This is a genomic window from Endozoicomonas sp. G2_2 (assembly GCF_017744135.1).
GTDB lineage: Bacteria > Pseudomonadota > Gammaproteobacteria > Nevskiales > Salinisphaeraceae > Salinisphaera.
Genome location: NZ_JAGHQU010000009.1, coordinates 74838 through 88741 on the forward strand (window position 1 = coordinate 74838; position 13904 = coordinate 88741).

At 67.0% G+C, this 13904-nt stretch carries 15 protein-coding genes; 6 read left to right on the plus strand and 9 right to left on the minus strand.

Features of this window, described 5'->3' with window-relative positions:
- The 3 genes from J7355_RS17735 to J7355_RS17895 form a co-directional block, all read right to left on the minus strand.
- Nucleotides 1-552 carry a DUF427 domain-containing protein gene (locus J7355_RS17735; RefSeq protein ID WP_209063040.1) on the minus strand — a complete coding sequence of 184 codons (552 nt, stop codon included), beginning with the start codon at nucleotides 550-552 and terminating at the stop codon, nucleotides 1-3.
- Nucleotides 549-1733 (minus strand): magnesium transporter, encoded by a 1185-nt coding sequence (locus tag J7355_RS12040; RefSeq protein WP_209063042.1) that lies wholly within the window; start codon nucleotides 1731-1733, stop codon nucleotides 549-551. Before J7355_RS12040 ends, J7355_RS17735 begins: the two co-directional genes overlap by 4 nt.
- A 70-nt stretch (nucleotides 1734-1803) precedes the next feature.
- The gene (locus J7355_RS17895) at nucleotides 1804-1935 is read right to left on the minus strand and encodes a hypothetical protein (protein ID WP_280637611.1); all 132 of its coding nucleotides are present in this window, start codon (nucleotides 1933-1935) and stop codon (nucleotides 1804-1806) included.
- Here J7355_RS17895 and bhcB point away from each other — a divergent pair.
- The 3 genes from bhcB to J7355_RS12055 all read left to right on the plus strand — a co-directional run bounded on the left by bhcB (nucleotide 1934) and on the right by J7355_RS12055 (nucleotide 4515).
- On the plus strand, nucleotides 1934-2881 hold the full coding sequence (gene bhcB, locus J7355_RS12045; RefSeq protein WP_247739955.1) for a beta-hydroxyaspartate dehydratase BhcB: 948 nt from the start codon (nucleotides 1934-1936) through the stop codon (nucleotides 2879-2881). The two genes, J7355_RS17895 and bhcB, sit on opposite strands and share 2 nt — an antisense overlap.
- A 98-nt stretch (nucleotides 2882-2979) precedes the next feature.
- Entirely contained in the window at nucleotides 2980-3120 is a 141-nt protein-coding gene (locus tag J7355_RS12050; RefSeq protein ID WP_209063043.1) for a hypothetical protein, read from the plus strand.
- 228 nt (nucleotides 3121-3348) lie between these two features.
- Entirely contained in the window at nucleotides 3349-4515 is a 1167-nt protein-coding gene (locus J7355_RS12055) for a dicarboxylate/amino acid:cation symporter (protein ID WP_209063239.1), read from the plus strand.
- A 96-nt stretch (nucleotides 4516-4611) separates the two neighbouring features.
- Here the strand turns inward: J7355_RS12055 and J7355_RS12060 are convergent, their stop codons facing one another.
- The 5 genes from J7355_RS12060 to J7355_RS12080 form a co-directional block, all read right to left on the minus strand.
- Nucleotides 4612-6246 (minus strand): acyl-CoA synthetase, encoded by a 1635-nt coding sequence (locus tag J7355_RS12060; RefSeq protein WP_209063045.1) that lies wholly within the window; start codon nucleotides 6244-6246, stop codon nucleotides 4612-4614.
- Between the two features lie 147 nt (nucleotides 6247-6393).
- On the minus strand, nucleotides 6394-6633 hold the full coding sequence (locus J7355_RS12065) for a hypothetical protein (protein WP_209063047.1): 240 nt from the start codon (nucleotides 6631-6633) through the stop codon (nucleotides 6394-6396).
- A 30-nt stretch (nucleotides 6634-6663) separates the two neighbouring features.
- A complete protein-coding gene (locus J7355_RS12070) occupies nucleotides 6664-6933 on the minus strand; it encodes a DksA/TraR family C4-type zinc finger protein (RefSeq protein ID WP_209063050.1) in 270 nt (89 codons plus the stop codon).
- A 53-nt stretch (nucleotides 6934-6986) separates the two neighbouring features.
- Nucleotides 6987-8426 carry an amidase family protein gene (locus tag J7355_RS12075; protein ID WP_209063052.1) on the minus strand — a complete coding sequence of 480 codons (1440 nt, stop codon included), beginning with the start codon at nucleotides 8424-8426 and terminating at the stop codon, nucleotides 6987-6989.
- A gap of 18 nt (nucleotides 8427-8444) precedes the next feature.
- Complete coding sequence (locus J7355_RS12080; RefSeq protein WP_209063053.1) at nucleotides 8445-8954, minus strand: TIGR02281 family clan AA aspartic protease; 510 nt, start codon at nucleotides 8952-8954, stop codon at nucleotides 8445-8447.
- Nucleotides 8955-9299: 345 nt separating this feature from the next.
- Between J7355_RS12080 and J7355_RS12085 the strand changes: the two genes are divergently transcribed.
- The 3 genes from J7355_RS12085 (at nucleotide 9300) to J7355_RS12095 (ending at nucleotide 12746) form a co-directional block, all read left to right on the plus strand.
- Nucleotides 9300-10559, plus strand: a complete 1260-nt coding sequence (locus J7355_RS12085; RefSeq protein WP_209063055.1) for an MFS transporter — start codon at nucleotides 9300-9302, stop codon at nucleotides 10557-10559.
- Between the two features lie 62 nt (nucleotides 10560-10621).
- On the plus strand, nucleotides 10622-11902 hold the full coding sequence (locus J7355_RS12090) for a PQQ-dependent sugar dehydrogenase (protein ID WP_209063058.1): 1281 nt from the start codon (nucleotides 10622-10624) through the stop codon (nucleotides 11900-11902).
- 328 nt (nucleotides 11903-12230) lie between these two features.
- Entirely contained in the window at nucleotides 12231-12746 is a 516-nt protein-coding gene (locus J7355_RS12095) for a hotdog fold domain-containing protein (protein WP_247739956.1), read from the plus strand.
- A 36-nt stretch (nucleotides 12747-12782) separates the two neighbouring features.
- On the opposite strand, the gene J7355_RS12100 is transcribed toward J7355_RS12095, so the two are convergent.
- On the minus strand, nucleotides 12783-13835 hold the full coding sequence (locus J7355_RS12100; RefSeq protein ID WP_209063060.1) for an alpha/beta fold hydrolase: 1053 nt from the start codon (nucleotides 13833-13835) through the stop codon (nucleotides 12783-12785).
- Nucleotides 13836-13904 lie beyond the last annotated feature (69 nt).

Consider the following 13904-nt stretch of genomic DNA (forward strand, 5'->3'; position numbering starts at 1 on the left):
CTACCAGCCTTCCGTGCCCGGCTCGCCCTTGAAAGGGCCGACCACGTCCGGCGTGACCCAGCCGCCATAGAACCCGCCCGGCTGGGCGAAGGCGCGACGCCCGTCGACACGACAATCGAGCCGATCGCAGTAGAAAGCGACACAGCCAGCGAGCGCGGCGAAGCGTCCGCCAGCCTCGGGATAGCCCCACGCCGCGCGCGCCACGCGCCGGCGTCCGTCGGTCACGTCCCAGTATTGCGCCACGCCCTTCCATTCACAGAAGCTGGCCGACTCCACCGCGACCAGCGCATCGAAATCGATCGCCTCCGGCGGCAGATACCAGGTCGGCGCGCCCGCGGTCTCGAGGACACGAAAGGCATTGCGCGTACTGGCAATGACGCGGCTGTCGAGCCGCACCTCGACGCGCCGCTCGCTGGACACGATTGCCGGCGGGCGCGGATAGTCCCACACCGACTCCTGACCGGGCCGCGGCGCGATCGCGAACGGCGGGCGCTCGCCGCCGCGATAGTGCCAGCCGAAGGTATCCTCATCGTGCGGGCCGGTGCGACTCACAACAGGATCGAACTGGCCAGAAACAGCATCAGGCCCATGCCGAGGATATCGGTGAACGTGGTCAGGAAGATGCTGCTCGCCATCGCCGGATCGGCACCCAGACGTTTCAGCGTGAGGGGTACGACCACGCCGAAGATGCCGCTGCCCGTGCAGGCGCCCAGCATGGCGACCAGTATCACCACGCCGAGCATCATTGCGTTCGCCTCGCCCGACATCGAGGCATACAGCCACATGGCGATGCCCGCGACGATGCCGACCACGAAGCCATTGAGCGCACCGAGCAGAATCTCTTTGCGCAGCAGCTTGCGCACCGGGTATTCGTCGAGCTGACCGAGAGTCAGGCCACGCAGCGTGATCGCCAGCGCCTGGCAGCCGGTATTGCCACTCTGACCGGCGAGCACCGGCAGGAACGCGGCCAGCGCCACGATCTGGGTGATCGTGTCTTCGAACAGGCCGACCACGAAAGCCGCCGCAAACGCCGTGAGCAGGTTCACCTGCAGCCAGGGGTGACGCATGCGAAACGCGCCGAGAATGGGCGTGGTGACCTGCTCTTCGCGCGAGACACCGACCTGGGCGCCGGCCTGACCGGTGACTTCGACCACCACGCGCTGGAACAGCTGCCAGCCGCGCACGCTGCCGATCAGCCGGCCCTCGTCGTCGATCACGGGGTAGACCGGATAATGTCGGGCGAGCGCCGCGCGTACCGCCGCGTCGATGCCGGTACCGCTTTCGAAAGCGAACGGCTCCGCCACCATGATTTCGGCCAGCCGCTGTCCGGGCTTGGCCAGCACCAGATCACGCATGCCGACCACGCCCACCAGCTTTTCATCGTCGACCACGAAGATATAGGTGATCTCGGCGACCGCCTCGCTGTGAACCAGAAACGCGACGGCCTCGGCCGCCGTCTGCGTCGACGCGAGGATTGCCGGCGCGGGCATGATCAGCTCGTCGATGCGGGCATCGATATCGGCGGCAGCCGCGGCGGCATTCGCATCGTGGGCCTGCGCCGTGGCGGCGCCCGACAGCTGCGCGGCCACGGCCAGGGCTTCGTCGTGGGGCATCTGGGCCAACAAAGCCTGGATCTCGTCCGGCGGCAGCGCGCTGAGCGTGCGCGCCGCATCGGCCGGCGCCTGGCCATCGATATCCTCGCGCGGCGGCTGCGCCGTTGATGCGTCGTTCATGAATTCCTCGGGCGGCGGCCTGCCGGCATATGGGCGATACCGCATTATTAGAGCGGCGACCGGCAGCAATTCAAGCGCCATGTGATCGCGCACCAACCAAGCCGTGGCCCGCCTGCGCGAGCGTTTTGCCGATCGCACCGTTTTTCCTTGTGTTCGAGCGCTCGGGCAGAATGCGGCCGGTGATCTCATCCGAGCCCGCCATGTCGCTACCGACCTTCGACGACGTCTGCCGCGCGCAGGCACGTATCGCGCCCTGGATACATCGCACGCCGGTGCTCACCAGCGCCACGTTCGACCGCATGACCGGCGCGCAGCTGTTGTTCAAATGCGAGAACTTTCAGAAGGCTGGCGCCTTCAAGTCGCGCGGCGCGGTGAATGCCGTGTTCGGCCTGAGCGAGGCCGAGGCGCGACGCGGCGTGGCCACGCACTCCAGCGGCAACCACGGCATGGCGCTGGCACGCGCCGCGGCCTGTCGCGGCATTGTCTGCACGGTGGTCATGCCCGAAACCGCCCCGCAGGCCAAGATCGATGCGGTACGCGGCTACGGCGGCCAGATCGTATTCTGCGAACCCCGCAACGCCGCGCGCCAGGAAACGCTGGACGCCGTCATCGCCGACAGCGGCGCGAACTTCGTGCCGCCCTACGACGACGCCCGTGTGATCGCCGGCCAGGGCAGCTGTGCCAAGGAACTGCTGGAGGACGTGCCCGATCTGGATATCGTCATCGCCCCGGTCGGCGGCGGTGGGCTGATCAGCGGCACCGCACTCAGCGCCCGCGCCCTGTCGCCGGCCACGCGCGTGATCGCTGCGGAACCGGCCAATGCAGACGATGCCAAGCGTTCACGCGAGGCTGGCGCGCGCCTGGTCGAGGACGCACCGAACACGATCGCCGACGGCCTCAAGGCCTCGATCGGCGAGCTGACGTGGCAGTTCGTCGCTAGCAAAATCGACGACATCCTGCTCGCCGACGAACACGAGATCATCGAAGCCATGCGTCTGACCTGGCAGCGCATGAAGATCATCATCGAGCCCTCCTGCGCGGTGCCGCTGGCCGCGATCCTGCGCCATCGCGATGTATTCGCCGGCAAACGGGTCGGCGTGATCCTCACCGGCGGCAATGTCGATCTGCAACGCCTGCCCTGGGCATGAACGATGGCGGCTATTCCGCGTGCCGTAGCGATCGATTTTCGTGAAACCCGAGCGACGCGCACAATCGTGACTGGCCCTCCAACCGACACGTTTCGAACATGAGCCATACCGACAAGAAAACGCCCATGAGCTTCATCCCGGGCGTGCCGGTCTGGGCCCAGATTCTGGCGGGGCCAGGGCCTGTCGACGTTTCATACGAGCCCGCGCCAAGCGCTGTTTTGCGGCAAGACGAGGCGTAGCGCGCGCCGCGCAGTCATTCTGCGCAAGCGTGCTAGAACGCTGGATTGCCGGCGTATCTTTATTTTTTGGGCCCTTGTCCCTAAGGGTTGGGCCGCAAATCGCGCCCTGCGGCGTTGCGAGTCTTGATCGTGGCGCGCCACGACCTGCGACTCGCGCCTTGCAGGACACGATTTGCGGTCTCCAACGCGGCGCTCGGATGAAACGTCGACAGGCCCTGGCTCGGCGCAATCGCCGGCGCGCTGCTGGGCGACAACGCAACGGTGCTCAAACCGCTCGGCGATATCTTCATCAGCGCGATCAAGATGCTGATCGTGCCGCTGGTGTTTTCCACGCTGGTCGTCGGCATCACCGGCATGGGCGATCCCCAGAAGATGGGCCGGATCGGCCTGCGCACGATCGCGCTGTACCTGTTCACCACGGCGTTCGCGATTGCGATCGGCCTGCTGGCCTCCACGATTTTCCAGTCGGGCGCGGGCCTGGATCTGGCCTATGAATCCTCGGTCGAAGCCAAGGAAGCGCCGTCGCTGGTCGAGATCCTGGTCGGCCTGGTCCCGCAGAACCCGATCGATGCGCTGGCGAACGGCAACATCCTGCAGATCATCATCTTCGCGATCGGCCTTGGCATATCGCTGCTGCTGATCGGCGAGCGCGGCGCGCCGATGAACCGCGTGTTCGAAAGCTTCGCGGAAGCGATGTACAAGCTGACCGAAATCGTCATGGCCTTCGCGCCGTTCGGCGTGTTCGGGCTGATCGCCAACGTCTCCGGCCAGTACGGTATCGACGTGCTGCTGCCGCTGGCCAAGGTGATCGGGGTGGCCTATCTCGCCTGCGTGGTGCACGTGCTGGTGGTCTATACCGGGCTGATCGCCCTGCTCGGCCGGCTCAACCCGGTGCGTTATTTTCGCGGCAGTATCGATGCGCTGGTGGTCCCCTATTCCTCGGCCTCGTCGTCGGGCACGCTGCCCGTGTCGCTGCGCTGTGCGCAGGACAATATGGGCGTATCGCGCAGCGTGGCCGGTTTCGTGCTGCCGGTGGGCGCGACCATCAATATGGACGGCACCGCGCTCTATCAGGGCGTGGTGGCATTGTTCGTCGCCCAGTTCGTGGGCATCGATCTGTCCTGGGCCGACTACGGCATGATCATTCTCACCGGCACGCTCGCCTCTATCGGTACTGCCGGCGTGCCCGGCGCGGGACTGGTGATGCTCTCGATCGTGCTCACCCAGGTCGGCCTGCCGCTGGAAGCCGAGGGCCTCGTGGCCGGGATCGACCGCATCCTCGACATGGCGCGCACCAGCGTCAACGTGGCCGGCGATCTCATGGTTACGGTGCTCGTGGGCAAGAGCGAGGGCGAACTGGACGAGGCGGTCTATAACCGGCGTCTGAAGAGCTGATCCACTAAAGCATTGCGGCGCAGGCGCTGCAGGCGCCCTGGAATGCCTGCAGCGTCGCCACGATTACTTCTTCGCCCCGGCGGCGGGCAACCCCGTTCAGTCGTCCAGATGCTCGGCGCTGGAACGCAGTTCGTACTTCTGCACCTTGCCGGTCGAGGTCGTCGGCAGCGGGCCGAACACCACGGTTTTCGGGCATTTGAACTTCGCCAGCCGCTCGCGGCAGTAGGCGATGATCTCGTCCTCGGTGGTTTCTTCACCGGGGCGCAACTCAACGAAGGCACAGGGCGTTTCGCCCCATTTCTCGTCCGGCCTGGCAACCACAGCGGAGGCGGCGATCGCGGGGTGCCGCGAGAGCACGCTCTCGATTTCCAGCGAGGAGATATTCTCGCCGCCGGAGATGATCACGTCCTTCGCGCGGTCGGCGATCTTGATATAGCCGTCCGGCTCCACGTACCCCAGATCGCCGGTGTGATACCAGCCGTCGGCGAACGCTTCGTCGGTGGCCGACGGGTTCTTGAGGTAGCCCTTCATCACGATATTGCCGGCGAACACCAGTTCCCCCAGCGTCTCGCCGTCGTGGGGCACGAGTTCGCCGGTCTCTTGATCGACCACGGTAAGCGCGCTCTGAGTCGGGTAGCGCACGCCCTGGCGGCCGTTCAGGCGCACCCGCTCCTCCAGGCTCACGTCGTCCCAGGCTTCATGCTTGGCACAGAGCGCGGCCGGGCCGTAGGTTTCGGTCAGACCATAGACATGGGTGAGCTTGAAGCCGATACGTTCCATGCCCTCGATCATCGCGGCCGGTGGTGCTGCGCCTGCGACCAGGCCATAGACCGTCTGCTGGATGCCGGCCAGCTTGTTCTCGTCGGCGTTGATGAGCATGGAATGCACGATCGGCGCGCCGCAGTAATGGGTGACGCTGTGCTCCGTCATGGCATCGATGATCGGGTCCGCGGCGACCTGGCGCAGGCAGACGTTGGTGCCGGCCTTGGCCGCCAGTGTCCACGCGAAACACCAGCCGTTGCAGTGGAACATCGGTAGCGTCCACAGATAGACCGCATGGGTGGGCATATCCCAGGCCATGGCATTGGTCATAGCGTTCAGATAGGCGCCGCGGTGGTGGTAGACCACGCCTTTCGGATTACCCGTAGTGCCGGAGGTGAAGTTCAGCGAGATCGCGTTCCATTCGTCTTCCGGCAGGCGCCAGTCGAAATCGGCATCGCCTTCGGCGAGAAAGGCTTCGTACTCGATCTCGCCGATCGGCGCCTCGTCGCCGTCGTAGACCGGGTCGTCGATATCGACCACGGTGGGCGGGCGGTCCATCTGGCCGATCGCCTCGGCCATCACCGGCGCAAAGGCGCGATCCACGAACACCATCTTCGCCTCGCCGAACTCCAGCATGAACGCCAGCGTGGCCGCATCCAGGCGGATATTGAGCGCGTTGAGCACCGCCCCGACCATCGCCGGCGCAAAATGCATCTCATAGGCGGCCGGAATGTTCGGCGCCATCACGGCCACGGTGTCGCCCGCGCCGATGCCCCGCTTGTCGAGCGCGCTGGCCAGCTGGCGGCAGCGACGGTAGGTCTCGCCCCAGCTCTGGCGCAGTTCGCCGTGGATCAGCGCGGTGCGCTCGGGATAGACCTCGCCGGACCAGGCCAGAAAGCTGGTCGGCGACAGCGCGGCATAGTTCGCCGCGTTCTGCGGCAGGCTTTCGAACGGGTTGGCGTCGGCCATGCGGGCTTCTCTTTCATGTGATCAGGACTCCCGCGCATCCTGCCACAGGCAACATGCTTCGCCCGCATGATTGCGCGATCGCCCGCCGTGTTCCGGCGCATGCCGGGCGGTCGGGTCCACGGATCCGCTCGCGGCGGCGGTGCGGCTTCAAGCCGGCAGGGTGACGGTGTAGTCGTTGCCGGCGATGAGCGGGAAATCGGCCTCGTTCGCCTCCGCGACATTGACCGTGAACGTGCCTTGTTCAATATCTCGTTCGGCGGCGTGGCGTTGTGCGGCTTGCTGCGCGGCGGCCTCGAACGTGTCGGCGTCGATCAGATATTCCTGCCCCCCGATCTCGCATACGAAGCGCGAGGGCGACGGACTCAAGGATTGGTTCGGGTCGAACATGGCGCGATCCTGTCTGGGCCGGGCGGCCGGTCAGCGCAGCTGACTGTCCTTGCTGCCCCGGCGATTGAACGCGGCATTGTGCCGATGATCGCGATCGACTTCCTCCTGACACGCCACGCAGAGACGCACACCCGGTATCGCCTCGCGGCGGCGCGGCGGGATGGGGTCGCCGCATTCCTCGCAATGTTCCAGGCTCTCGCCGGCCTGCCCCAGGCGGGCGCGGGCCAGCTCCACGCCTTCGGCCACCGTGCTGTCGATCTGTTCCTGTACCGCGCCCTCGCGCGCCCAACCGGTTGCCATGCTGTGCTCCCGTCAGGGTTGAACGATCAGCATTACCCATGGCGTGGCATGTTTCAACCGGCCGGTCCCTCGCCGTTTGGGCCCGTGCGGGTCGGCGCGAGCGCCGCGGCAATTGCCGCCGGTGGCTGCCAGCCATGCCCGTGCGTCGACCATTGCCGGGCGGCGCGCAACAGCGTGGCTTCGTCATCGGCACGCGCCAGCAGGTGCAGGCCCACGGGCAGGCCGTCGGCATCTCGCCCCGCGGGCAGGTTCAACCCCGGCAGGCCCGCCACCGGGGCGATCAGGCCATTGCTGCCGGGTTGCAGGCCACCGCGCTCGACCGGCGGCTGCCGGACGGTGGGATAGGCGAGCAGGTCGAGCCCGTGGTCGTTCAAAACGGCGTCGATGCGACATCGCAGCGCGCCCTGGGTGGCCAGCGCCTGTCGATAGCCGGGGCTGTCCGTGCCCAGATGACCATCGCGTTTCGCCAGCACGGGCGCGAGCTGCGGATGAACGCATCCGCTCGCGCGAATCGCGGCCAGGCTGTCGCAGGGGCTCGTGGGCCGGGCAGCGAGAAAGCGGCGCAGTGCAGCGTCGAACTCGTAGGCGATTACATTCGCGCGCTCGAGCTGCGCATGCAGGCCGTCGAGCGCGATGTTGCGCCAGGAGGCACCAGCCGCCGCCAGGCGCGACAGGGCCTGGTCGCAGGCATCGGTGACGCCGACGCCGTCCGACTCGAAGGCGCTGACCAGACGGCCGATGGCCAGCGGCGCGCCGGCCATGCCGGGCGTCAGCGTGCGCGCGGTCAACGCGGCGAACGCGCGCTCGAGATCGGCGGCATGGCGCGTGATCGGCCCGGGCATGTCCTGCGTGGGCGATAACGGCACAATGCCATCAAGCGGCAGCGCGCCGCGGGTGGCCCGCAGCCCGTACAAGCCGTTGAAGGCCGCGGGAATCTGCACCGAGCCGGCGGTATCCGTGCCGATCGCGAGCGCGACATAGCCGGCGGCCACCGCTACGCCGGCACCGCTGCTGGAACCACCGGGCGAACGATCGAGCGCATGGGGGTTGCGGGCGAAGCCGGTGAGCGATGAAGCGCCGGTGATGCCGCACGCCAGTTCGTGCATGGCGGTCTTGCCCACCACGATCGCGCCGGCGGCGCGCAGCCGCGTCACGATCGCGGCATCGGTGGCTGCCACCAAACCGTCGAGCGCACGCGAGCCGGCACGGGTCGGCCAGCCGGCCACTTCGATATTGTCCTTGACCAGCACCGGAATGCCTTCGAGCAGCCGTGGCCGCACGCCGCGCGCACGACGCGCGTCGCTGGCGGCGGCATCGCGATAGGCATCCGTCGCGCCGATATGCGTGATCGCCCGCAGCGCCGGGCCCGCGGTATCCAGGGCGGCGATGCGCGCGAGCGTGGCATCCACCAGGTCACGCGCGCTGAGTGTGCGCGCGGTCAACGCCTGCAGCAGCGTGTCGATATCGGCCGTGGCGATATCCGGGCCGGTCATGGCTGTACTGCCCGGCCCTCAGCCCGCATCGTCGTCGGCGCTCAGAATCAGCCGGCCGCCGCGCTGGCGCATGTCGACATGGCGCAGGAAGGTCATGCCCAGCAGCACGAAGTCGCTGTCCATGTTCGGATTGATCGAGCCCCGGATGTCGCGTGCGCGAAGCCCGCCCACGGCAATCTCGTCGATGGTGGTGTCCCAGGCCACGGCGCGTCCGGCGGCGGTGTTGACCTGCATGCGCCGCCCGCGCGTCAGCGCCAGCCGCTCGGCCATGTGCGCCGGCACCGCCACGTGGCTCGCGCCGGTATCGACGAGAAAATCCACGGTCGCGCCGTTGATCTCGCCGGGCACGAGATAGTGCCCGCCCGGCCCGGCTTCCAGGGTCAGGCGCCGGTCGCCCTCGGGCCCGGTGACGATGCCGGCGTTGGGGTGCGCGCGGCGCTCGAGCAGCGCATCGAAGCCCCACCAGAGCAGGCCGAGCACAGCGAAAGTGGCCATCACCGGGCGCAGCGGCTTCAGTGCCTCGCTCATGGCATGTTCGGCGCGATCCCCATACCGCCACGATACCCGACCTGCGCCCTGGCACGCTGCGTTGCAATGCCTGCCTGCGAGGCTTCGCCTCAACATTGTGCGGTTGCCAAACGCGCCCGGAAAAATCACCCGGTGGGTAACGCTGGCCCGCGGTCGCCGGTTGCATGGGTCGGAAAAACGAGACGGTACGCGGCATGCCGTTTAGCAGCCCCTGATCGCGACAGACCGTTGCGCGGCGACTCGCGCGGCGGAAGCGGAACACGCATGGCGGCCGATGACGCGGCGCTCGCACGAAACGGCAACAGCCTCTAGGCTCGACGGCCTTCGCCCCGCGTGCTCCACGCTATGTTCAACACCTGGTCCCGGCTGCCCCGTGCCACACGCCTGCTGCTGGGCGCACGCGCTGCGCGCAGCGTGGGCCAGGGCGCGCTGATCGTGACCTTTGCGCTGTATCTGCGTGCGCTGGACTGGTCGGCACCGGCCATCGGCGCGCTGTTCACCACCGGGCTGCTGATCGACGCCACGCTGATCACCCTGCTCGGCCCGTTGAGCGATCGCGTGGGCCGCAAGCGTTTTCTGCTCGTCTACGAAGCCGCCCAGGCCACCGCAGCCATCGTGGCGCTGAGCACCAGCGCGCCGATCGCGCTCGCCGCGGCAGCCGTGGTGGGTGGTTTCGGGCGCGGTGCGAACGGCGGCAGCGGCCCGTTCGCGCCCGTGGAGCTGTCGTGGCTCACCCAGGCGCTGGCGGCGCCGTCGCGCGGTCCGGTGTTCAGCCTCAATATGGCCGTGGGGTTCGGCGGCATGGCCTGCGGCGCCCTGCTCGGCGGCCTGCCCGCCCTGTTCGACGACGTACTCGCCGGCGCACTGGCCTACCGGCCACTGTTCGCGCTCTCGCTGGGCGGCTCGCTGACGTGTTTCGTGCTGCTGGCCTGCACCCCGGACGACATCACGCCCGCGCATGCACCGACGGCCGATGAACATGTCGATGCAGACGACGACGCCACCACGCGCCAACAGGAGAACGGCCTGCTGCTGCGCCTGTTCGGCATCAACGCGCTCAACGGCGTGGGTATCGGCCTGGTCGGGCCGCTCATGGCCTACTGGTTCGCGGTGCGCTTCGGCCAGGGGCCGGCCGATATCGGTCCGGTCATGGCGAGCGCCTATGCGGCCACCGCCCTGTCGTCGGTCGGCGCGGGCCGGCTGGTAGAACGCATCGGCGTGATTCGCGCGGTGGTGTGGATGCGTGCCGTGGGCGTGCTCATTCTCGTGGCCATGCCGCTGGTGCCCACTTTCTGGATGGCCGCGACGCTGCACGTGGTGCGCTCGGCGTTCAATCGCGGCACCGCGGGCGCCCGCCAGGCGCTCACGGTGAGCCTGGTGCGTGCACACCGTCGGGGCACGGCGGTCAGCACCGGCAGCGTGGCGATCCAGCTGCCGCGCGCGGCCGGCCCCCTGTTCGCGGGCCTGATGTTCGGCAGCGGCATGCTCGCCGCGCCGTTCTATATCGCGGCCGGCTTCTTCAGCGCTTATATCGTGTGTTATCGCCGCGCATTTGCTGCTTACGACCCCGCGTGCGGCACGGGCGAACGTACCGGATCGCGCTAGACAAACTCAGGTAAACACGATTACTACTAGGGCCTGCAATCGACCCACCTTCGAACCGAATGATGATCAAGCCGAACCGAAATCGATCCCATGCCCTGCTCTTCGGCAGCCTGATTGCCGCCGCCGGGCTGGCCACGGCGGCCGACACGTCGCCTTCGAACGCGCGGGCCGGCATCGCTGAGGAAGACGGCCAGAACCCTTCGAATGTCCCGGCTCAGCTCGACGATCCCACGACCGCAGACGTTACCGTGACCGGCCATGTCTTCAAGCCGCGGCCGGTGGCACCGAACGCGGCCAACCGTGCCTCATTGTCGGTGCCCGACGGGCTATCGGTCGATGTGTTCGCCAAGGATCTGGGTAATGCGCGCATGATGGCCACGGGCCCGGACGGCGCAATTTACGTCACCCGTCGCAAAGAAGGGGACGTGCTCATGCTGGTCGACCGTGACGACGACGGTCGCGCTGACGATCGCAAGGTCGTGGCGAAGAAAGACGCGATGCACGGCATCGAAATCGACGGCAACACAGCCTGGCTCATGACCGTCAACGACGTGTATCGGACCACGATCCAAGACGACGGCAGTTTCGGCGAACTCGAAAAAATCGCCACCGGTTTCCCCTCCGGCGGCCAGCATCCCAATCGCACACTGGCCCTCGGCCCGGACGACGCGCTTTATGTGTCGGTGGGCTCGACCTGTAACGCCTGCGATGAAACCGAAAAGCTCAGCGCCACGATGGTGCGCATGTCTCGTGACGGTAGCGAGCGCGAGATCTTCGCATCGGGCCTGCGCAACACCATCGGTTTCGACTTCGAACCGCAGACCGGCGAACTCTACGGTTTCGACCACGGCATCGACTGGCTCGGCGACGACGAACAGCCCGAGGAGTTCAACCATCTCCAGCAGGGCAAGCAGTACGGCTGGCCCTATGTCTATGCCGACAGCCAACTCAACCCGCAGGATGTGCCGCCCGAAGGTACGAACAAGCAATGGGCCGAGCAGAGCGTCGAGCCCATGCTGATGTGGACACCCCACGCCGCGCCCATGCAGATGCGTTTCTACGAAAGCGACGCCCTGGGCACTATGTATCGCGGCGACGCCTTCGTGGCCATGCGCGGTTCCTGGAACCGCAAGCCGCCGTCCGGCTACGAGATCGTGCGCGTCGATTTCGACGAGGGCGAACCGCAGTCCATCGAACCGTTCATCACCGGCTTCGTGCAACAGACCGATGACGGCTGGCAGCAGATCGGCCGGCTGGCCGGCCTGACAGTGGCCGAAGACGGATCGCTGCTATTCAGCGACGATGAGAACGGCGTGATCTATCGCGTGAGCCGAGACGACTGATGCAACCGCGCGGCCCGGCGACACGATGCGCCGGGCCGCCCTACCTGCCTCGCCGGCGGTCGTTCGTTTATCGATTTATCGGCGGGCGCCTCGCTTCAGCGCCAAGCGACTATCGCAGGGCAAACAAACCGCGTCGTCACACCAGCGGTAGTCGTGCCTTGGTCGCGGCCCGCTCTGGCATCTTCGCTACCGCCTATTCGCGCTGATCAAAAATTAAGCAGAACAGGCGAGGGCGTTGGCATATAAGCGATCAGCATCTGCGTACACGGTTTATCCACAGCACTGTTCAGCGCCGGTGTGCAAAAGTCCGCGCCGGTTTGTGCTTATCATGCACGTACCCATTCCCCGGCTGCCCACCGGCATGACCCGCACTTCCAACCGTGTACTCGATCTCTGGCATCGCATGGCCGCCAAACCGGGCGGCAAATGGCTGTTCACTCGCCTGATCTGTCTGCGCGCGCCCTACTTCGCGACCATTCGCCCGACGTTCGACACGCTGGAACCGGGCCGCGCCAGCGTACGCATGGGCAAGCGCCGCGCGGTGCACAACCATATCGGCACGGTGCATGCGATCGCGATGTGCAACATGGCCGAACTGGCCGGCGGCGTGATGACGGACGTGACCGTGCCTTCAACCCACCGGTGGATACCCAAGGGCATGACCGTCGAGTATCTGGCCAAGGCCGAGACCGACTTGCTCGCGACCGCCTCGGCCGGCGATGTGCCGGACGCTCCCGAGGGCCAGGACTACCCCGTCCACGTCGATGTGACCGATACCCGGGGCACGACCGTATTCCGTGCCGTGATCACCATGTGGGTGACACCCAAGCGCGAACGCGCCTGACCCGGCGACGCCGGGCGGCGCGTCGGCCCGTATCGGCTACTCGGCGCCGTCGAGGAACAGCGCCGTTTCCGCAAACAGCTGCGGCGCGTTCTTTTCCATGCACACGAAATGCGTGCCGTCGCCGATGACGACATAGCGCTTGGTCGCCGAGGACAACGCGGCGTAGAGCCCGCGGGCGTCCGCGTCGGTCGAGGTCGGATCGTCGTCGCCGCGGATAACCAGCGTGGCCACGTCGATCTTCGCCGCATCGTAGACCGGGCGTTCGTGAAAGATCTCCCAGATATCCACCAGCACGCCGTTGGGCGCCTTGACCTGGGTCACGTCATCGCCGGGTTCCATGCGCAGCATGGCGCTGAACCAGTCGTCGAACACGGCGGGATCGCGCCATTCGGTGCTATCGTCGGCATCGATCTGGCTGGCCCAGCGCTCGTCGGCCTGCTCGCGCGTGACCGTGCGATAGGCGCCGACATCGGCCAGCTGCTCCGGGTTGTCGGGGTCGGCCAGCTTGGCGGTCCAGGCTTCGTTGCGGTCGCTGTAGACCGGCGCGTAGAGCACCAGCCGCTCGACCTTGTCGCCATGACGGGCGGTATACATGCCGGTGGTCACCGTGCCCCAGGACCAGCCGACGAGATTGACCTTGTCGACGCCGGTGCGTTCGCGGATGAACTCGACCACGTCGTCGATATCGTGGATCACGGTCTCGGCGCGCGCGAACGGCGCGTTCTCCTCGGCGGGCGCGGCCATGGCTGCAGGGCGCGTGGAACGACCATAGCCGCGCACGTCCATGGCGAAGGCGTGATACCCGTCTTCGGCGGTGCGCTGCAGCCAGCTCGGACCATCGCTCAGCGGCGTGTCGAACGTCACCCCCGGATAGGTCGCACCGTGCACGAACAGCACCGCGGCATCGCGGTCGCTGGCGTCATCCGGCCTGCGCTCGACCACGTGAAGCGCGATGTTTTCGTCGGTCGTGCTCTGTACGCGGTGTGACTCGGCCGCGGCACCCGCCCAGGCGGGGAACACCAGTAGCGCCATCATCACGGTCGCGGTGATCGTTGCCGTTCGCGCGCGGCATGTATCGAAACGCGCCATACCCATCTCCTCGTGCTTTATCGTGGGCCTGACGCTAGCAGGCACGCGCGGCCGGCCTCACGCGACTTT

Coding starts and splice junctions, on each gene's coding strand:
- bhcB (WP_247739955.1), top strand. CDS start 1,934: ATGTCGCTACCGACCTTCGACGACGTCTGCCGCGCGCAGGCACGTATC.
- J7355_RS12095 (WP_247739956.1), top strand. CDS start 12,231: ATGCACGTACCCATTCCCCGGCTGCCCACCGGCATGACCCGCACTTCC.
- J7355_RS12100 (WP_209063060.1), bottom strand. CDS start 13,835: ATGGCGCGTTTCGATACATGCCGCGCGCGAACGGCAACGATCACCGCG.
- J7355_RS12065 (WP_209063047.1), bottom strand. CDS start 6,633: ATGTTCGACCCGAACCAATCCTTGAGTCCGTCGCCCTCGCGCTTCGTA.
- J7355_RS12080 (WP_209063053.1), bottom strand. CDS start 8,954: ATGAGCGAGGCACTGAAGCCGCTGCGCCCGGTGATGGCCACTTTCGCT.
- J7355_RS12075 (WP_209063052.1), bottom strand. CDS start 8,426: ATGACCGGCCCGGATATCGCCACGGCCGATATCGACACGCTGCTGCAG.
- J7355_RS17895 (WP_280637611.1), bottom strand. CDS start 1,935: ATGGCGGGCTCGGATGAGATCACCGGCCGCATTCTGCCCGAGCGCTCG.
- J7355_RS12070 (WP_209063050.1), bottom strand. CDS start 6,933: ATGGCAACCGGTTGGGCGCGCGAGGGCGCGGTACAGGAACAGATCGAC.
- J7355_RS12090 (WP_209063058.1), top strand. CDS start 10,622: ATGATCAAGCCGAACCGAAATCGATCCCATGCCCTGCTCTTCGGCAGC.
- J7355_RS12050 (WP_209063043.1), top strand. CDS start 2,980: ATGAGCCATACCGACAAGAAAACGCCCATGAGCTTCATCCCGGGCGTG.
- J7355_RS12060 (WP_209063045.1), bottom strand. CDS start 6,246: ATGGCCGACGCCAACCCGTTCGAAAGCCTGCCGCAGAACGCGGCGAAC.
- J7355_RS12040 (WP_209063042.1), bottom strand. CDS start 1,733: ATGAACGACGCATCAACGGCGCAGCCGCCGCGCGAGGATATCGATGGC.
- J7355_RS12085 (WP_209063055.1), top strand. CDS start 9,300: ATGTTCAACACCTGGTCCCGGCTGCCCCGTGCCACACGCCTGCTGCTG.